General features: G+C 72.4%; 13 protein-coding genes. 6 read left to right on the top strand and 7 right to left on the bottom strand.

All coding sequences use genetic code 11. The features are described from left to right. Window positions 1-135 precede the first annotated feature (135 nt). Window positions 136-867, top strand: coding sequence for an SDR family oxidoreductase (locus ACFYV1_RS03545; protein WP_389393667.1), 732 nt, complete (start codon window positions 136-138; stop codon window positions 865-867). Window positions 868-1,064: 197 nt separating this feature from the next. On the opposite strand, the gene alc is transcribed toward ACFYV1_RS03545, so the two are convergent. Together alc and allB are read right to left on the bottom strand one after the other, a co-directional pair. After that, on the bottom strand, window positions 1,065-2,189 hold the full coding sequence (gene alc, locus ACFYV1_RS03540) for an allantoicase (RefSeq protein ID WP_389393666.1): 1,125 nt from the start codon (window positions 2,187-2,189) through the stop codon (window positions 1,065-1,067). A 4-nt stretch (window positions 2,190-2,193) separates the two neighbouring features. Further along, a complete protein-coding gene (gene allB / locus ACFYV1_RS03535) occupies window positions 2,194-3,558 on the bottom strand; it encodes an allantoinase AllB (RefSeq protein ID WP_389394560.1) in 1,365 nt (454 codons plus the stop codon). A 723-nt stretch (window positions 3,559-4,281) separates the two neighbouring features. Between allB and ACFYV1_RS03530 the strand changes: the two genes are divergently transcribed. After that, window positions 4,282-5,079: an IclR family transcriptional regulator gene (locus ACFYV1_RS03530; RefSeq protein WP_389393665.1), complete on the top strand. Its 798-nt coding sequence runs from the start codon at window positions 4,282-4,284 to the stop codon at window positions 5,077-5,079. A gap of 128 nt (window positions 5,080-5,207) precedes the next feature. Here ACFYV1_RS03530 and ACFYV1_RS03525 read toward each other — a convergent pair whose 3' ends face one another. The 3 genes from ACFYV1_RS03525 to ACFYV1_RS03515 all read right to left on the bottom strand — a co-directional run bounded on the left by ACFYV1_RS03525 (window position 5,208) and on the right by ACFYV1_RS03515 (window position 10,461). Then, window positions 5,208-8,516 (bottom strand): GH92 family glycosyl hydrolase, encoded by a 3,309-nt coding sequence (locus tag ACFYV1_RS03525; protein ID WP_389393664.1) that lies wholly within the window; start codon window positions 8,514-8,516, stop codon window positions 5,208-5,210. Window positions 8,517-8,713: 197 nt separating this feature from the next. Then, window positions 8,714-9,400 (bottom strand): ABC transporter ATP-binding protein, encoded by a 687-nt coding sequence (locus ACFYV1_RS03520; protein ID WP_389393663.1) that lies wholly within the window; start codon window positions 9,398-9,400, stop codon window positions 8,714-8,716. After that, on the bottom strand, window positions 9,397-10,461 hold the full coding sequence (locus ACFYV1_RS03515; RefSeq protein ID WP_389393662.1) for an ABC transporter permease: 1,065 nt from the start codon (window positions 10,459-10,461) through the stop codon (window positions 9,397-9,399). Before ACFYV1_RS03515 ends, ACFYV1_RS03520 begins: the two co-directional genes overlap by 4 nt. Window positions 10,462-10,572: 111 nt before the next feature. On the opposite strand from ACFYV1_RS03515, the gene ACFYV1_RS03510 reads away from it, so the two are divergent. The 4 genes from ACFYV1_RS03510 to ACFYV1_RS03495 all read left to right on the top strand — a co-directional run bounded on the left by ACFYV1_RS03510 (window position 10,573) and on the right by ACFYV1_RS03495 (window position 13,394). Then, window positions 10,573-11,766, top strand: coding sequence for a sensor histidine kinase (locus tag ACFYV1_RS03510; RefSeq protein WP_389393661.1), 1,194 nt, complete (start codon window positions 10,573-10,575; stop codon window positions 11,764-11,766). Next, window positions 11,763-12,431 carry a response regulator gene (locus ACFYV1_RS03505; protein ID WP_389393660.1) on the top strand — a complete coding sequence of 223 codons (669 nt, stop codon included), beginning with the start codon at window positions 11,763-11,765 and terminating at the stop codon, window positions 12,429-12,431. Before ACFYV1_RS03510 ends, ACFYV1_RS03505 begins: the two co-directional genes overlap by 4 nt. A gap of 204 nt (window positions 12,432-12,635) precedes the next feature. Beyond that, window positions 12,636-12,809 carry a hypothetical protein gene (locus tag ACFYV1_RS03500; protein WP_389393659.1) on the top strand — a complete coding sequence of 58 codons (174 nt, stop codon included), beginning with the start codon at window positions 12,636-12,638 and terminating at the stop codon, window positions 12,807-12,809. Window positions 12,810-12,935: 126 nt separating this feature from the next. Beyond that, a complete protein-coding gene (locus ACFYV1_RS03495; RefSeq protein ID WP_389393658.1) occupies window positions 12,936-13,394 on the top strand; it encodes an SRPBCC family protein in 459 nt (152 codons plus the stop codon). A 214-nt stretch (window positions 13,395-13,608) separates the two neighbouring features. Here the strand turns inward: ACFYV1_RS03495 and ACFYV1_RS03490 are convergent, their stop codons facing one another. Both ACFYV1_RS03490 and ACFYV1_RS03485 read right to left on the bottom strand, forming a co-directional pair. After that, window positions 13,609-13,935, bottom strand: a complete 327-nt coding sequence (locus ACFYV1_RS03490) for a DUF5955 family protein (protein ID WP_389393657.1) — start codon at window positions 13,933-13,935, stop codon at window positions 13,609-13,611. Window positions 13,936-14,054: 119 nt separating this feature from the next. Continuing rightward, a complete protein-coding gene (locus ACFYV1_RS03485) occupies window positions 14,055-15,935 on the bottom strand; it encodes a protein kinase (protein WP_389393656.1) in 1,881 nt (626 codons plus the stop codon). Between the last annotated feature and the right edge of the window lie 36 nt (window positions 15,936-15,971).

The following is a 15,971-nucleotide window of genomic DNA, read 5'->3' as shown; positions in this document are numbered from 1 at the left end:
GTTTCACAGTTCTGACCGTCCGGTCCGCCGGAACTCATCGGCGCTCCGAGCGCGATGTCCGATCACCGCCAGCATCGGACCGCGCAACAGGCTGTTATTGAACCCGCAACCACTTAACGGATGTTGGAGGCAGGGATGAACGGCAAGGTGGCTCTGGTGACCGGCGGCAGCCGCGGGATCGGCGCGGCGACCGCGCTGCGACTGGCCCGTGAGGGCGCCGACGTGGCGATCACCTACGTGGCGGGGAAGGAGGCCGCCGAGGACGTCGTCCGGCAGATCGAGGCGCTGGGCCGGCGTGGTGTGGCTCTGCGCGCCGACTCGGGTGACGCGACCGAGGCCGCCGAGGCGGTGGCCCGCACGGCCGACGCCCTCGGCGGGCTGGACGTCCTCGTCAACAACGTGGGCGTCGGCGTGCTCGGCCCGCTGGACAGCATCACCGTCGAGGACGTGGACCGCGTGCTCGGGGTGAACGTACGGGGCGCGTACCTCACCTCCCGTGCGGCCGCCGCCCGTATGGGGAGCGGCTCACGCATCATCACGATCGGCACCTGCATGACCCAGCGGGTGCCGGGTCCGGGTGGCACCCTCTACACGATGAGCAAGTCGGCGCTGATCGGCCTGACGAAGGCCCTGGCGAGGGAGTTGGGCGACCGGGGCATCACGGCGAACATCGTCCACCCGGGCCCGATCGACACCGACATGAACCCGGCGGACGGCCCGTACGCGGAGCCGCAGAAGGCGGGCACGGCGCTGGGCCGCTACGGCAGCGCGGACGAGGTCGCGTCGATGGTCGCGTTCCTGGCGGGCGGCGAGGCGGCGTATGTCACGGGCGCCGAGTTCTCCGTGGACGGCGGCCACGCGGCCTGACGTGCGTCTGCCGGGCGGCATCCGCGTGATGCGCGCCCGGCGGGACGCCACGCGCCTGGCGCTCACCCGCCGGCCGGCAGGCGCCTGATAGGCGCATGCCGGCCGACGGACGGGCTCGTGGGGGCGCGCCGTTGCTGTCGGCCGGTGCGTCCCACGCGTCGGGGAGGGTGTCGTGCCTCCCCGGCCATGACGACTCGTCAGCCGCCGAGCTCCTGGTGGCGGGCGGTGAGCTCGGCCGCGCCCTGTTCGGTCAGGGATCCGAACAGCCGCAGGCGGGAGATGCCGCCGTCGGGGTAGATGTCGATCCGCGCGTGCGTGCCGATGGCCGGTGCGTCCAGTACGAACCGGTGGTTGGTGTCGGGCTGCAGCCGGGTACGGGGCAGGATCTCGCGCCATTCGGCGCCTTCCGCCCCGTCCCGTACGGACAGCGCGGCCCAGCCCGCGCTGTTGCCCTTGAGGTAGGCGGTGTCGATCTCGACGGCGCGGATCTCACTGTGGCCGGCCAGCTGGTAGCGGATCCAGTCGTTGCCCTTGTCCCGGCGGCGGCGGGTCTCCCAGCCGTCGTCCATCTTGCGGGAGCGGCCGGGCTGGATCGTGTTCGTGGCCGGGGAGTAGAAGCGGTCGGAGGCGTCCTCGACCCGGCCGCCGTTCTCGAGGGCGACGACGTCGAACGTGCCGAGCGCTGCGAGCCAGGCGGGGTCGGGGGCGACCTCGCCGTACACCCGCAGGCGGGCGATGCCGCCGTCGGGGTGCTGGTTGACGCGCAGGTGCGTGAAGCGCTGCTCGACATCGACGGCGAAGCCGTTGGCGGCGTGGCCGCCGACGGCGGTGCGCGGGACGAGCATTGTCCACTTCACGTCACCGGCGAGCAGTTCCTCCGGCGAGGGAGACCCGGCGAGGGACGTGCCCTCGATCGAGACGGCCTGCGGGTAGTTGCCGCGGAAGTGCGCGGTGTCGACGACGATGCCGCGTACGACGCCGGGGGCGCCGAGGCGTACGAGTGCCCAGTCGTGGTCGTCGTCGGTGGGGTGCGGCCGCACGGCGGAGACACCGCGGCGGCGGCGGGTCTCCCAGCCGTCCATGATCTTGCCCTTGTGCCCGAAGTGCTCGGGGTCGAACTCGGCGGGCTCGGGCTTCAGCAGGTTCTCGCGCTCGGCGAAGAACTCGTCCCCGGCGGCTACGACACCGGCGCCGAGGCGGCGGTCGGCCAGGTCGGCGAGGTGGGTGAAAGGGAAGTCGGCGGTGCGGTAGTCGGCGTACGGCTCGCCGCCGCGGTACGGGCTCGCGTCACCGGTGAAGGAGGGAATGGAGGATGCGGACACTGGTTCAGTTGTTCCTTTCGAGGAGTCGGCCCGTGGGCTCGGTCGGGTTTCCGTTCTCCGCGATCCGCTCGCCGCGCAGCCACGTCGACCTGACGACTCCGTACAGCGTCCTGCCGGCGTAGGCGGTCACCTGGTTGCGGTGGTGCAGTTCCACGGGGTCGACCGTGAAGGTCTCGTCGGGTGCGAGGACCGCGAAGTCGGCGTCGCGGCCGGCCTCGATGGCGCCCTTGCGGCTCAGGCCCGCGAGCTGTGCGGGGGCCTGGGCCATCCAGCGGACGACGTCTTCGAGGGTGTGGCCGCGCTTGCGGGCCTCGGTCCAGATGGCGGGCAGCCCGAGCTGGAGCGAGGAGATGCCGCCCCAGGCGGATGCGAAGTCCGGGGTCTTGAGGTCGGTGGTGCAGGGCGAGTGGTCGGAGACGATGCAGTCGATGGTGCCGTCCGCGAGTCCCTGCCAGAGCGCGTCCTGGTTGGCCGCCTCCCTGATGGGCGGGCAGCACTTGAACTCGGTCGCGCCGTCGGGGACTTCCTCCGCGGTGAGCGTGAGGAAGTGCGGGCAGGACTCGACGGTGACGGCGACGCCGTCCCGCTTGGCGGCGGCGATCAGCGGCAGCGCGTCACTGGACGAGAGGTGCAGGACGTGGACGCGGGCGCCGAGCCGCCTGGCGTGCGAGATCAGTCCTTCGATCGCGGTGTTCTCGGCGTCCCTGGGCCGGGAGGCCAGGAAGTCGGCGTACCTGGGACCGTCCTGCTGCGGTGCGGCCGCGAGGTGGTGCGGGTCCTCCGCGTGCACGATCAGCAGTCCGCCGAATCCGGTGATCTCGGCCATGGAACGGGCGAGCTGCTCCTGGTCGAGTTCGGGGAACTCCTCGACGCCGGACGGCGAGAGGAAGCACTTGAAGCCGAAGACACCGGCGTCGTGCAGCGGTCGCAGGTCCTTGACGTTGGACGGGATCGCGCCGCCCCAGAAGCCGACGTCGATGTGCGCCTTGCTGCGGGCGACCGCCTGCTTGGTGGCGAGGTGGTCGACCGTGGTGGTGGGCGGCAGGGAGTTGAGCGGCATGTCGAGCAGGGTGGTGATGCCGCCCGCGGCGGCCGCACGGGTGGCGGTCCAGAAGCCCTCCCACTCGGCGCGGCCGGGATCGTTCACATGGACGTGGGTGTCGACGAGGCCGGGCAGGACGACGTCGTCCCCGAAGTCCTCGAGCCGCGCACCGGACGGCACCTCGGCGTCGTACGGTCCCACCGCGGTGATCCGCCCGCCGGCGACGGCGATCGTCGCGGCGCGCGTCCCCTCGGGGGTGACCACGCGCGTCGAGCGCAGGACCAGCTTCACTTCCACATCGGACTCGGACACGTCGGACTCGGACACGTCGGACACCCGCTCCCCTCACTTCCACTGCCGGGCCGTCAACCACTGAGCAGAATTCAACGAACTGTTGAAGGAGTCTTCCCCTCCGGACGGCGGCCGTCAAGGGTCACCGGGGGCGCCGCAGCAGGCTTGGATGTTTCCACAAAGCGAAAACATACTTCCGCAATGCGGTCATCGCCTCCGCCGACTCGGCGCTTCACCAGCCCGTCGGCCGGCCGTTCGCGAACCCCACCCCGCCGTCACAGCGGTCGTTCACACGGCCTGCGAACAGCGTCCAGCCCCCTCCCCCGGGCAGCACTTCCCCACGCAGCCTCGCCCCCTCGAAGGTCCCCCCTGCGGAGCCGAAGAGGACGCGTCGCCCCAGCGGACCCGGCACTCGCCGCCGCCAACACGTCGTTGCGGCTCGGCGACGAGGAGGTCGTGGACAAGGTGCGGCTCGTGGCCGAGGGACTCCTCACCCCACCGCACCGATCCACACGGGAGCACACGGGAGCGGGCCGGAGCAGTGCCGCGAGCCGAGCGACCCCTTGTACGTTTCCACAAAGCGGAAGTACAATTCCATCGAGGCGTGGTCACTTCACCCAGGAACCGGCCCGCGCAACACCGCAGACACAGGGACAAACACCCCCTGACCGGCCCGGACGCCCCTCGCCGGACGAAGTGCCCCGCACAGGCGCCCGGTAGGCTGCTGCCTCGCCCTGCCTGCCCGAAAGGACCGCCGAAGTGCCGACGTCCAGCGCCAGCGCCACCGACGCAGCCAAGCCCGCCGCCGGCGGCGTGCAGTCCCTTGAGCGCGCCTTCGACCTGCTCGAACGAATGGCCGACGCCGGTGGCGAGGTCGGTCTCAGCGAGCTGTCCGCCAGCAGCGGCCTCCCCCTGCCCACCATCCACCGCCTGATGCGCACATTGGTCGCCTGCGGTTACGTACGGCAGCAGCCCAACCGCCGCTATGCGCTCGGCCCCCGGCTGATCCGCCTCGGCGAGTCCGCCTCCCGCCTGCTCGGCACCTGGGCCCGCCCCTACCTCGCCCGCCTGGTCGAGGAGACCGGCGAGACGGCGAACATGGCACTGCTCGACGGCGACGAGATCGTGTACGTGGCGCAGGTGCCCTCCAAGCACTCGATGCGCATGTTCACCGAGGTCGGCCGCCGGGTGCTGCCGCACTCCACCGGCGTGGGCAAGGCACTCCTCGCGTACACCCCGGCCGAGGAGGTACGGGCGCTGCTGGCCCGCACCGGGATGCCGGCCGCGACCGAGAAGACGATCACGACGCCCGAGGGCTTCCTCGAGGCACTCGAACAGGTCCGCCGGGCGGGGTACGCGGTGGACGACAACGAGCAGGAGATCGGCGTCCGCTGCCTCGCGGTGTCGGTGCCCGACTCCCCCACGGCGGCGGCCGTCTCGATCTCGGGTCCGGCGGGCCGCGTGACGGAAGCGGCCACGGAGAAGATCGTGCCGCTCCTCCAGGAGGTCGCCCGCGACCTGTCGGCGGCGCTCGCGAACACCGGCGGGCAGGGCTGACGGCCCGGACAGGGCCTGAGCGTGGGTGCCGGAACCGGGCACCCGCAGGACCTGCGTGAGGGGACCCGGAACCGGGCCCCACAAGACTGGCGTGAGGGGACCCGGAACCGGGTCCCCTCACGTGCTTGTCAGTCCAGCGTGATCGCGTACACCTCGATCCGCCGGTCGTCCGGCAGGCTCAGCGATCGGACCGTCTTCCCCGCGTCCAGTCGCGCCGCCGTCGCGAACAGCCGCACCGACGGGCCGTCGACACCCTGCCCTCGCCGGATCCGGTGGTCCATGTCGAGGGCGACGGTGCTCCCCGAGGGCGCGGAGCCCGCCCAGTCCCCCACGGTGACCGGCAGTTCGGCGCTGGTGCCGTCCGTGTAGCGGACCGTCAGCGTCGTCGGGACCGTGCCGTTGTGGGCGGCCGCCACCAGTCGCAGGAAGCCGTGCTCGCCCGCCGGCAGCAGCAGCGACTGCCCGCGCGCCTCGGTGAAGTTGGCCGCCGTGCCGGACGCGTCGGGCGCCCGGTAGGTCACGCCGCCCCAGGTGACCGGGCCCGCGTCGGGCAGCAGCGCGGCGTCGTAGCTCCAGCCGCCGCCGTCGAAGTCGCCCTCGCCGGACGCCGACACCGTCGCCGTTCCGTCGTGGTTCGCCTCCTTCGTGAGGTCCACCGCGCACTGCCCGTCCGCCGCGGTGGCGCACCTGCCGGGCTCGCGTACCTCCACGGTCGCCTCACGCACCACGGCGCCCGTGCCGGTGGCCTCGATCTCGAACCGCACCGGGTAGGAGCCCGGCGCGGTACCGGCCGGGACGGTCACTTCGGGCTCCACCGTCCGCTGCACCGGCAGCCGGCGGGAATCGAGCCGGAACGCCGACGGCATCCGCACCCGCCATCCGTCGGGCGCCGTCGCCCGCGCGGCGACCCGCAACCCGCCCGGCGCCTGGCCGAGCACGTCGAGAGCGAGGTGGGCGGTCTGCGGAGCGTCGCTCTGAGGCACGACGTCGGAACCGGCCCTCAGCGAGACGTCCAGATGCCGGCGGGAGTCGGCGCTCGCGCTGTTCACCGACGGCGGTTCCGCGGCCCTGCCGGTGCCCCATGCGGACGGCTTGTCGCCCAACTCGTGGGCGAGCGTGCCGCCGTGGGCGACCGCGTCCCAGTCGAGCCACGTCCGCCGCAGGTCGGCCCCGTCGAACGAGGAGCGCTGGATGTAGCGGGTGGTGTCGCTCGCGCCGGGCGCCTCGATGGTCAGTGTGCCGCCCTGCTTCCCGCCGTACTCGCCGACCTCGACGACGGCCGAGGAGAACTGCGGGCTGGAGACGGCGAGGAAGTCGCCGCCGCTCATCGTCGGGTAGAGCCCGAGCGAGGAGAAGACGTACCAGGCGGACATCGTGCCGAGGTCGTCGTTCCCGGTCATGCCGTCCGGACCGTTGGTGAACAGCGTCATCGCCGCGCGCACGACGGTCGCCGTCTTCGCGGGCGCCCCGGCCCACAGGTACATGTACGGGGCGTGCAGATCCGGTTCGTTGTTGGGGTTGTAGGTGGGCTTGCCGTAGTAGTCGTAGGGGGCGGAGATCCAGTCCTCGCGGGCCGTGCGCTCCGGGTCGGTGAGCAGCTTGTCGTAGGCGAAGAACGAGTCGAGCCGCTGCTCGGTGGCCGCCCTTCCGCCCATCAGACCGACCAGTCCGGCCGGGTCCTGCGGGACGAGCCACTGGTACTGGTGGGCGCCGCCCTCGTGGAACTGGTGGGCGGCCTCGACCGGGTCGTACGGGGTGAGCCATGTCCCCGCTACCGTCCGCGGGCGGAACTGGCCGATCTCCGCGTCCCACAGGTTGCGGTACCACTGGCCGCGCGCCGCGAACATCCGGGCGTCCGCGTCGTGTCCGAGGCCGCGGGCCATCAGCGCCAGCGAGGCGTCCGCGGCGGAGTACTCGAGGGTGGCGGACGCGGGGTGCTTGCAGTCGTTGTCTCCGCCCTTGTCGGCGCAGTCCTCGCCCGGTTTGAGACCGGAGGGGACGTAGCCGCGTTCCGTGTAGTGATCCACACCTGAGCGGCCGTTGTAGGGCGAGTCGGCGGGCGGGGTGCTGGTGGCGTTCTTCCGCAGCAGGGCGTACGCCTCGTCCTCGTGGCCGGCGAGCAGTCCCTTGGACCATGCCTCGACGAGGAACGGGGTCACCGGATCGCCGGTCATGATGTTGGTCTCGCTGTTGGCGAGCGCCCAGCGCGGCAGCCAGCCGCCGTCGCGCCCGGCGGCGACGACGGAGAGCGCGACGTCGCGGGCCACCTTCGGCCGCAGCAGTTCGAGCAGCTGGTTCTGCGGCCGGTACGTGTCCCACAACGACAGGTTCTGGTACGGCGTGAAGCCGTCCGCGGTGTGCGTCTCGCCGTCGAAGCCCGCGTACCTGCCGTCCACGTCCCCGGCGATGTTCGGGTGCAGCTGGGCGTGGTAGAGCGCGGTGTAGAAGGCGCGTTGCCGCTCGAGCGTGCCGCCGCCGACCTGTACGGAGCCCAGTTGGCGCTGCCAGGTGGCGCGCAGGGCCGCGCGGGTGGCGTCGAAGTCGTACGAGTCCGAGGTCTCCGCGGCCAGGTTCTTGCGGGCGCCCTCGGGACCCGTGTAGGACAGGCCGACCTTGACGACCACGTCCCGGTCGTCGGCGGCGTCGAAGGTCACCCAGGCGCCGTTGCCTCCCTCGCCGGCGGCGTCGCGGCCGCCGGGGGTGCGGGTGTCGCCGCGCCAGGTGCCGTGCGAGGCGAAGGGGCGGTCGAAGGTGGCGGTGAACCAGACGGTGTGCCGGTCCTTGCCGGCGCAGAAGTTCCCGGCCTCGACGCGTCCTTCGACCGTGCGGTCGCCGACGACGTGGACCTCGGAGTCGTACACCCGCTGGTTGGCCCTGCCCGTGTTGAACAGGACGTTGGCCTCCCCGGTGGCCGGGAAGGTGTAGCGCTGCCAGCCGGTTCGGGGCGTGGCGGTCAGCTCGGCGTCGATGCCGTACGACTTCAGGCCCACGCGGTAGTAGCCGGGTTCGGCGTTCTCGTCGTCGTGGGAGTAGGTGGAGCGGTAGCGGTCGGGATCGACGGTGTCGACCGGGCCGGTGGTGGGCATGAGGGGCAGCTCACCGGCGACGGAGCAGCCGACGCCGGAGAGATGGGTCTGGCTGAACCCGTGGATCCTGTCCTGCTGGTAGTCGTAGCCGCCCTGGCCTCCGGTGTCGGGGCTGACCTGCACCATGCCGAAGGGGGCGCTCGCGCCGGGGAAGGTGTTGCCGAAGTTCTGTGTGCCGACGAACGGGTTGACCAGCGCGGCGGGGTCCTCGGCCACCGGGGCGGCGGCCTGCGCGGCGGCCTGTGCGGCGGTCGCGGGGGCGAGCAGGCCGCCCCACACCATGGCGGCTGCCAGCGGCAGGGCGGCGGCCCGCGACGTGCGTGCCCGTATTCTCCTCAGCAGTTGATGCATGGGCGTCCCTCTCCTGAATTCCTGGACCGGCGCGGAGACTTGACCATGCTTCTGACATCGTTGTCAACGCCCTGGACGGATTTCCCGTACGAGGGGAAACCGGTCCAGGGCGTTCGGTGAGCGGGCGGTGGGCGGTCGCCGGACGTCCGCCGTGTCCGCCGTGTCCGCCGTGTCCGCCGTGTCCGCCGTGCGTCCGTTCAGCGGGACGGGGCGAGCACCGGCGCCAGCCGACCGTCCGTCATGGTGACCGTGCGGTCCATCCGTTCCAGATGCGTCCGGTCGTGCGTCACCAGCACCGTCGCCGTCGCACGCTCACGGGTCAGCCGCACCAGCAGGTCCAGGACCGCCGCGCCCCGCTCGTGGTCGAGCGCGCTGGTCGGTTCGTCGACGAGGAGCACGCCGGGCTCGTTCATCAGCGCGCGGGCGATGTTCACCCGCTGCCGCTGACCGCCGGAGAGCTGGTGGGGCCGGCGGCCCGCCTCGTCCGCGAGTCCGACGGCGTCGAGCAGCTCCAGTGCCCGTGCGCGAGCGGTGCGGGCGGCCCTCCCGGACAGGTGGACCATGATCTGGAGCTGTTCGACGGCCGTGAGCGACGGCAGCAGGTTCGGCTGCTGGAAGACGATGCCGACGCGCTCGCGACGCAGGGCGGCCTTCGCCGCCGGGGTCCGGCCTGCGGTGTCGACCCCGTCCACGACGACCCGGCCGCTGTCGGGGGTGACCAGGGTCGCCGCGACCGCCAGCAGACTGGACTTGCCGGAGCCGGACGGTCCGACGACGGCGGTCAGCGACCCGGCCGGGACGTCGAGCGACACCCGGTCGAGCGCGGTGAGCCGGCCCCGGCCGTCGGGGTAGGTGAGGGTGATGTCGTCGAGCAGCAGGCTCATCGGGCGCTCCCGAGTGCGGTCAGGGGGTCGACGGCGGTGATCCGCCGGATGGACAGGGCGGCACCGGCGGCACCGAGGACGATCATCACTGCGGCGGGGACCAGGACGGTCGGCGCGTCGAGTACGAAGGGCACGTCGCCGCCGCCGATCAGCGCCCCGGCGCCGGCCGCCAGCCCGGTGCCGAGCAGGGTGCCGGCCGCGAGCATCACCACGGCCTGCCCGAGGGCGTCCCGCAGCAGGTACCGGGTGGACGCGCCGAGCGCCTTCAGCACGGCGACGTCGCCGCTGCGCTGGATGGTCCACACCGTGAAGAACGCGCCGATGACGAGCGCCGAGATCGCGAACAGGAAGCCGCGCATCAGCTGCAGCGAACCGTTCTCCGACTGGAAGGAGCCGATGGCGGTCAGCGACTCGTCGACGGTGAGGGTCTTCGTACCGATGGCCTCGTCGGCCGCGGCGGTGTCGGCGCCGTCCGTGAGGGTCAGGGCGATCACGGTCGCCTCCTGGCCCTCCGAGAGGCGCTGCCAGTCCTCGAGCGCCGTCCACACCACGGGGGTGTGGGAGTAGGAGGCGTCGCCCTCGACAGCGGCGACGGAGGCGTCCAGCGCGCCGAGCCGTACCCGGTCACCGGCCCGGAGCCCGAGCTCCTCCGCGGCCGGCTCCGACAGCACCACCTCACCGGGCCGGAGCCCACGCGGCGCGAGACCGGAGCCCGGCTCGCTGCCGAACGCGGACACCGCGGCCCTGCGGTCCCCCGCGGTCGCGTTGAGCGTGCGGATCCCGAGCGGCGCGGCGGCCGTGACCCCGGGCCGGGCCGCCCAGTCGCGCCACTGGCTCTGCGTGACGGCGGAGTCGGCGTACGAGACCGACTCACCGCCCGGGGGTGCGGAAAAGGCGATGCGGTCGGCGGGCAGGCCGGTGAGGGCGGAGGTGTTCTCCCTGGCCAGTCCGGCTGTGAGGCCGGACAGCAGCCCCACCAGCAGGGTGATCAGCACGACGACCGTGCCCATCAGTGCGAACCGCCCCTTGGCGAATCGAAGGTCTCTCCATGCGACGAACATGTCTCCCAGCGTGGTGCGCGGGGCGCGCCCGGGCATCGCACGCGGGTGTGGCTCCGGGTCAACCTTTTGGTTGAGCCGGTCGCTCCGCTTCCTGTCTACGCTGGGGTGACCATGGACTCCCGGACACCGACTCCCGTAAGGCGCGTGCTGCGCCTGTGCCTGCACGCCCTGCTGGCCGGGCTGCTGGCCCTGGCCGCCGTGCGGGCGGTCACCGGCGGCGACCCCCACGCGTACGCGGTGGTGGCGGCCGCCGCGACGACGGCCGCGGTGTACGCGGCCGGGGTGCTCACCCCTGCCGTGCACCGCTCCCCTCGTGCCGCCGCCCTGTGGCTGGCGGCGCTCGGCGCGACATGGCTGGCGCTGCTGGTCCTGTCGCCGGACGCGCTGTGGGTGGCGTTCCCCCTGTACTTCCTCCAGCTGCACCTGCTGCCGATGCGGTGGGGCCTGGCGGCCGTGGCGGTCACCGCCGCCGCCGCGATCGGGAGTTTCCTGCTGCACGGGCAGACCGTCACACCGGGCACGTTCATCGGACCGCTGCTAGGCGCGGCCGTCGCGGTGGCGACCGTGCTCGGCTACCAGGCGCTGTACCGGGAGAGCGAGAGCCGGCGTCGTCTCATCGAGGAGCTGGTCTCCACGCGCGCCGAACTCGCCGCCGCGGAGCGCACCGCCGGGACGCTCGCCGAACGGGAACGGCTAGCCCGCGAGATCCACGACACCCTGGCCCAGGGTCTGTCCAGCATCCAGCTGCTGCTGAGGGCCGCCGAACGGGCCCTCGACGAGGACCACCCGGCCGCCCGGCACGTACGGCAGGCCCGCCGGGCCGCACAGGACAACCTGGCGGAGGCCCGCCGTTTCGTACGGGCGCTGTCACCGCCGGACCTGGAGCGCGGCTCGCTCGCGGCGGCGCTGGAGCGGCTGTGCGCGGGCGCCCACGGCCCGGCGGTGCAGTTCGGCGTCAGCGGCACGCCGGTGGAGCTGCCGACGCCGTACGAGGTGGCGCTGCTGCGGACCGCCCAGTCGGCGCTCGCCAACACCGAGCGGCACGCGGCGGCCTCCCGTGCGGAGATCACCCTCAGCTACATGGACACCTCGGTGTCGCTGGACGTCGTCGACGACGGCCGGGGCTTCGACCCCGACGCGGCTCCGGCCGGGGACGGCCGGGACGGTGGTTTCGGGCTGCGGGCGATGCGCTCGCGGGCGGATTCGCTGGGCGGGACGCTCAGCGTCGAGTCCGCGCCCGGCCAGGGGACGGCGATCGCACTCACCCTGCCGCTGCCGGCCCGCCTCGCGGAGCGTGCCGCGTGAACGCCCGTACGGGCCTCAGCCCGACCGAGACGTCCGGCGCCCCGATCCGGCTGCTGCTCGCCGACGACCACCCCGTCGTACGGGCGGGGCTGCGCGCCGTCCTCGACACCGAGGCCGACTTCGAGGTGGTCGACGAGGCGGCGACCGCGGAGGCAGCGGTGCGCCGGGCGGCCGCCGGCGGCATCGACGTGGTGCTGATGGACCTCCAGTTCGGCTCCGGCATGCACGGCTCGGAGGCGACGGCGGCGATCAGCGCACTGACCGGTGGCCCGCGGGTGCTGATCCTGACCACGTACGACACGGACGCGGACATCCTCGCGGCGGTGGAGGCGGGAGCGGCGGGCTATCTGCTGAAGGACGCACCGCCCGAGGAACTGGCCGCGGCCGTCCGCACCGCGGCGGCCGGCCAGTCGGCGCTGGCCCCGGCGGTGGCGCACCGTCTGATGGACCGTATGCGCACGCCCGCGGAGGCACTGACCAAGCGCGAGCTGGAGGTGCTCCAGCTCGTGGGCGACGGACTGTCGAACCTGCAGATCAGCAAGAGGCTGTTCCTGAGCCAGGCGACGGTGAAGTCCCATCTGGTGCACATCTACGCCAAGTTGGGCGTCGACTCGCGCACGTCGGCGGTGGCGGCGGCAACGGCACGGCGTCTGATCCGCCGCTGAGTGCGCGCGGTCCCGGGCCCCCTGCCGTCGGCCGCCTTTCTCCTGGCGCCTTCCCCTGTCCGGTCCTGCCCCGTCCGGTCCCGTCCCGTCCGGTCCTGCCCTGTCCAGTCCGGCCCTGTCCAGTCCGGCCCTTCCCTCGGAACGACCTGTTTCCGCCTGTGGAGTGCGGGCAGGCGGGTGTGTGGAGCCTACGAAAGGACCGACATGAGTGCCGGAGAAAGGGCCAAGGCCAAGGCCGAGCAGGCTGTCGGGAAGGCCGTGCGGAAGGCCGCCCACGCGATGGGCAACGAGACCACCGCGGCCAAGGGCGCCGCTCTGGAGGCCCGCGGAAAGGCTCGCGACACGAAGGAGAAGTCGAGGGACCACTTCGGACGCTGACCCGTCGTCACGAGGAGCGAGCAGGAAGTTCCCGGGGCGCTCGGGGAGCCGTCGCTGCGGCACCCGACCGAACGTTCGCGACGCACGGCGGAAGGCAGCCGTGCGGTAGCACAAGGAGGTCAAGAGATGAGCAGGGTGAAGGAGTCCGTGGACGTGGACGTCCCGCTTCGCACCGCTTACAACCAGTGGACCCAGTTCGAGGCGTTCCCCCAGTTCATGGAGGGCGTCGAAGAGGTCCGGCAGATCGACGACCGCCACAACCACTGGACGACGAAGATCGGTGGCGTCCACAGGGAGTTCGACACCGAGATCGTCGACCAGCTGCCCGACGAACGGATCGCCTGGCGCACGATCGGTGGCGAGACCCGTCAGATGGGCATGGTCCGCTTCCAGCCCCTGGACGAGAGCCACACCCGTGTGGAGCTCGTCATGGAGGTCGAACCCAACGGCATGGCCGAACAGACCGCCGCGACGTCGGGCATGATCGACCGTCGGGTGAAGGGCGACATGCGCCGCTTCAAGGACTTCATCGAACGTCAGGGCGGTGAGACGGGCGGCTGGCGCGGCCGGGTCAGTCCCGGGTGACGCGGAGCCCCTGTCCGACACTGCTCGTGCCGGTGCGCCCCGCCGTTCGGTGGGGCGCACCGGCACGTCCCAAGCGGCGCCGGTGACCTGTCGTTCGGCGCGCACCCGTCGTCCCCTGCCGGCGCGGCCCAGCCCAGCCGTTCCCTGCCGGTGCGGCCCAGCCCGGCCGTTCCCCGCCGTTCCCTGCCGCGGCGTCTGTGACACCCCACCGCCGTCACAGACGCCGGGGCGGGGCCTCTCCGAAGAGGTCCACGGCGGTGCGCACCTGCATCAGAGCCGGCGAGAGTGCGCTCACGGAGCCGATCGCTCCCGCGATCAGCAGCAGGGAGCGCCTCATCCGGGGGATCTCCGGATCGCCTGCCGCCACCATCGCCGCCAGCACCGCCAGTTCGTCCTCGGCGATCCCACGGTCACTGAACTCGGCCGGATAGCCGGCAAGTTCGCGCCGGAGTCTGGCGACGGCAGCCCACAGCGCCGCCGCTCTCGGATCGTCGCCACTGCCTCTGCCCGTCACCCGCGTCTGCCCCACGCTCCGCAACAAAGCCCAGCCCCTCGCCCGTCCCTGTGCCCGCCCGGCACACCGCGGTGGAGGACCCCACCGCAGGGTGCCGGACAGTAAACGCCATGTGACCGTGGAGGCGCCAGCGTGAGGACAAGAATTCAGTCTGTGGGCTGTACGGAGTCGATCGCTCCGCGCCAGACCGTCACATCGAGGGTCACGTAGTGGCTGGGGTCGGACGCGGGCGACTTCCCCTGGAACGTCACCAGGCCCACGTTCCCCGACTCGCTCAGCACGCAGAACTTCGCGCCCTTCGACAGGTTCTCGACCTCGAACTGCGTGGCGAACCGGGTCTCGCTGCGGCAGGTCGCCAGGTCGGCGGGCTGGCCGGTGCGCAGCAGGATGAGTTTCGCGTTCCTCGCCTCGAGGGTGCTGAGGAAGTGCTCGTACTCGAAGTCCACGCTGCCGGTGTCGCCCGGGGTCGGCTTGATCGGATCGTCGCCGAGGTTGATTCCGTAGTCGTCCGTCACATCGAGGCCGGTGTACGTCGCGGGCTGCGGGTCCGCCACCGGCTCCTGCGGCGGCGTGTCCACGTTGTCGCCGCCGTCGCTCTCCGACGGCGTACTGTCCGGCGTGGCGCTCGACTTGCCGGTGTCGCCCTTGTCCTGCCCCTGGGTCTGCTTGTCCTTGTCCTTGTCGTCGCCGGACATCGCGAGATAGGCACCGCCGCCGACGGCCGCACCCAGCACCAGCGTGGCGACGACGGCGATCGCCAGATTGCGCCCCGTCTTCTTTTTGGGGGCGGCGGGGGCGACCGGGCCGGTGACGTACGGCGCGGGTCCGCCGTGCTGCGGGTGTCCCATGGTCTGCGGGTGCCCGGCGGTCTGGGGGTGCCCGGCGGTCTGGGGGTAGCCGTATCCCGTCGGCGTCTGCGGCGCGGTCTGGGGGTGGTTGTACGTCGGCTGTCCGTGCACCGGGGGCTGGGCGTGCGGGTACGCCGGCTGGGTGGGCTGGTGCGGAGCGGGGCCGAAACCGGGCGGCGGGGTCGAGTGCGCGGCGTGTGCGGTCGGCGGGTGGGCCGGGGCGGCGGTGACCGGCGACTGCCCGGCGGGCGGAGTCGCGGGCGGCGCGGGCGCGGCCTTGCGGGTGGTGATCTCCGCGGCGACGACGCTGGGCAGCCACTCCTCGGGCCGGCGCAGGACCGTCCCGCCGTTGGCCGTCTGACAGATCGAGAGGATGTCGGCGACGGAGGGCCGGCCCTCCGGCTCCTTGACCATGCACCGGGTGACCAGTTCGCGCAGCTGCTCGGGGAGTTCCGTGAGGTCCGGCTCCTCGTGCACGATCCGGTAGAGCACGCCGTGCGAGGTGCCTTCGCCGAACGCGGCCTTGCCGGTCGCCGCGTACGCCGCGATCTGGCCGAGGGCGAAGATGTCGGTGGCGGAGGTGACATGGCTGCCGGCCGCCTGCTCGGGGGCCATGAAGGACGGGGTGCCGATGGTGACGCCACTGCTGGTCAGGGATGTGGCGTCGGCGGCGCGGGCGATGCCGAAGTCGATGACCCGCGGACCGTCGGCGGCGAGCAGGACGTTGGCGGGCTTGAGGTCGCGGTGCACGATTCCGGCGCCGTGGATGATCTGCAGCGCCTCCGCGACACCGGCGACCAGCAACAGCACTGTCTCGACGGGGAGTTTGCCGTGCTGGGCGACCGCGTCGGCGAGGGACGGGCCCGGAACGTAGGCCGTGGCCAGCCAGGGCTGCTCGGCCTCGGCGTCGGCGTCGATCACCGGCGCGGTGAACAGGCCCTGCACGCGCTGCGCGGCCTGCACCTCCTGGGCGAAGCGTCGCCGGAACTCCGCGTCCTGGCCGAAGTCCGGCCGGATCACCTTGATCGCGACCGCGCGTCCTCCGGGGGTGTAGGAAAGGTAGACCTTGCCCATGCCGCCCGCCCCGAGGCGAGCGGCGATCCTGTACCCGGCGACGTGCTTGGGATCTTCCTCACCCAGCGGCTGGAAGACCGTTCCCTCGTGTGCGCGGCCACTCATCGACTCTTGATCCCCCATGGCGAAGCCCAGTATTGA

The organism is Streptomyces sp. NPDC003023 (genome assembly GCF_042888225.1).
Classification (GTDB): domain Bacteria; phylum Actinomycetota; class Actinomycetes; order Streptomycetales; family Streptomycetaceae; genus Streptomyces.
Note: the sequence above shows the minus strand (reverse complement) of the source record. Positions and strands in the feature narration are given on the sequence as shown.

Bases quoted from the DNA above. Each gene is read 5' to 3' on its own strand.
- ACFYV1_RS03500 (WP_389393659.1), top strand. From the start codon at position 12,636: ATGAGTGCCGGAGAAAGGGCCAAGGCCAAGGCCGAGCAGGCTGTCGGG.
- ACFYV1_RS03515 (WP_389393662.1), bottom strand. From the start codon at position 10,461: ATGTTCGTCGCATGGAGAGACCTTCGATTCGCCAAGGGGCGGTTCGCA.
- ACFYV1_RS03495 (WP_389393658.1), top strand. From the start codon at position 12,936: ATGAGCAGGGTGAAGGAGTCCGTGGACGTGGACGTCCCGCTTCGCACC.
- ACFYV1_RS03520 (WP_389393663.1), bottom strand. From the start codon at position 9,400: ATGAGCCTGCTGCTCGACGACATCACCCTCACCTACCCCGACGGCCGG.
- ACFYV1_RS03525 (WP_389393664.1), bottom strand. From the start codon at position 8,516: ATGCATCAACTGCTGAGGAGAATACGGGCACGCACGTCGCGGGCCGCC.
- ACFYV1_RS03485 (WP_389393656.1), bottom strand. From the start codon at position 15,935: ATGAGTGGCCGCGCACACGAGGGAACGGTCTTCCAGCCGCTGGGTGAG.
- ACFYV1_RS03510 (WP_389393661.1), top strand. From the start codon at position 10,573: ATGGACTCCCGGACACCGACTCCCGTAAGGCGCGTGCTGCGCCTGTGC.
- ACFYV1_RS03545 (WP_389393667.1), top strand. From the start codon at position 136: ATGAACGGCAAGGTGGCTCTGGTGACCGGCGGCAGCCGCGGGATCGGC.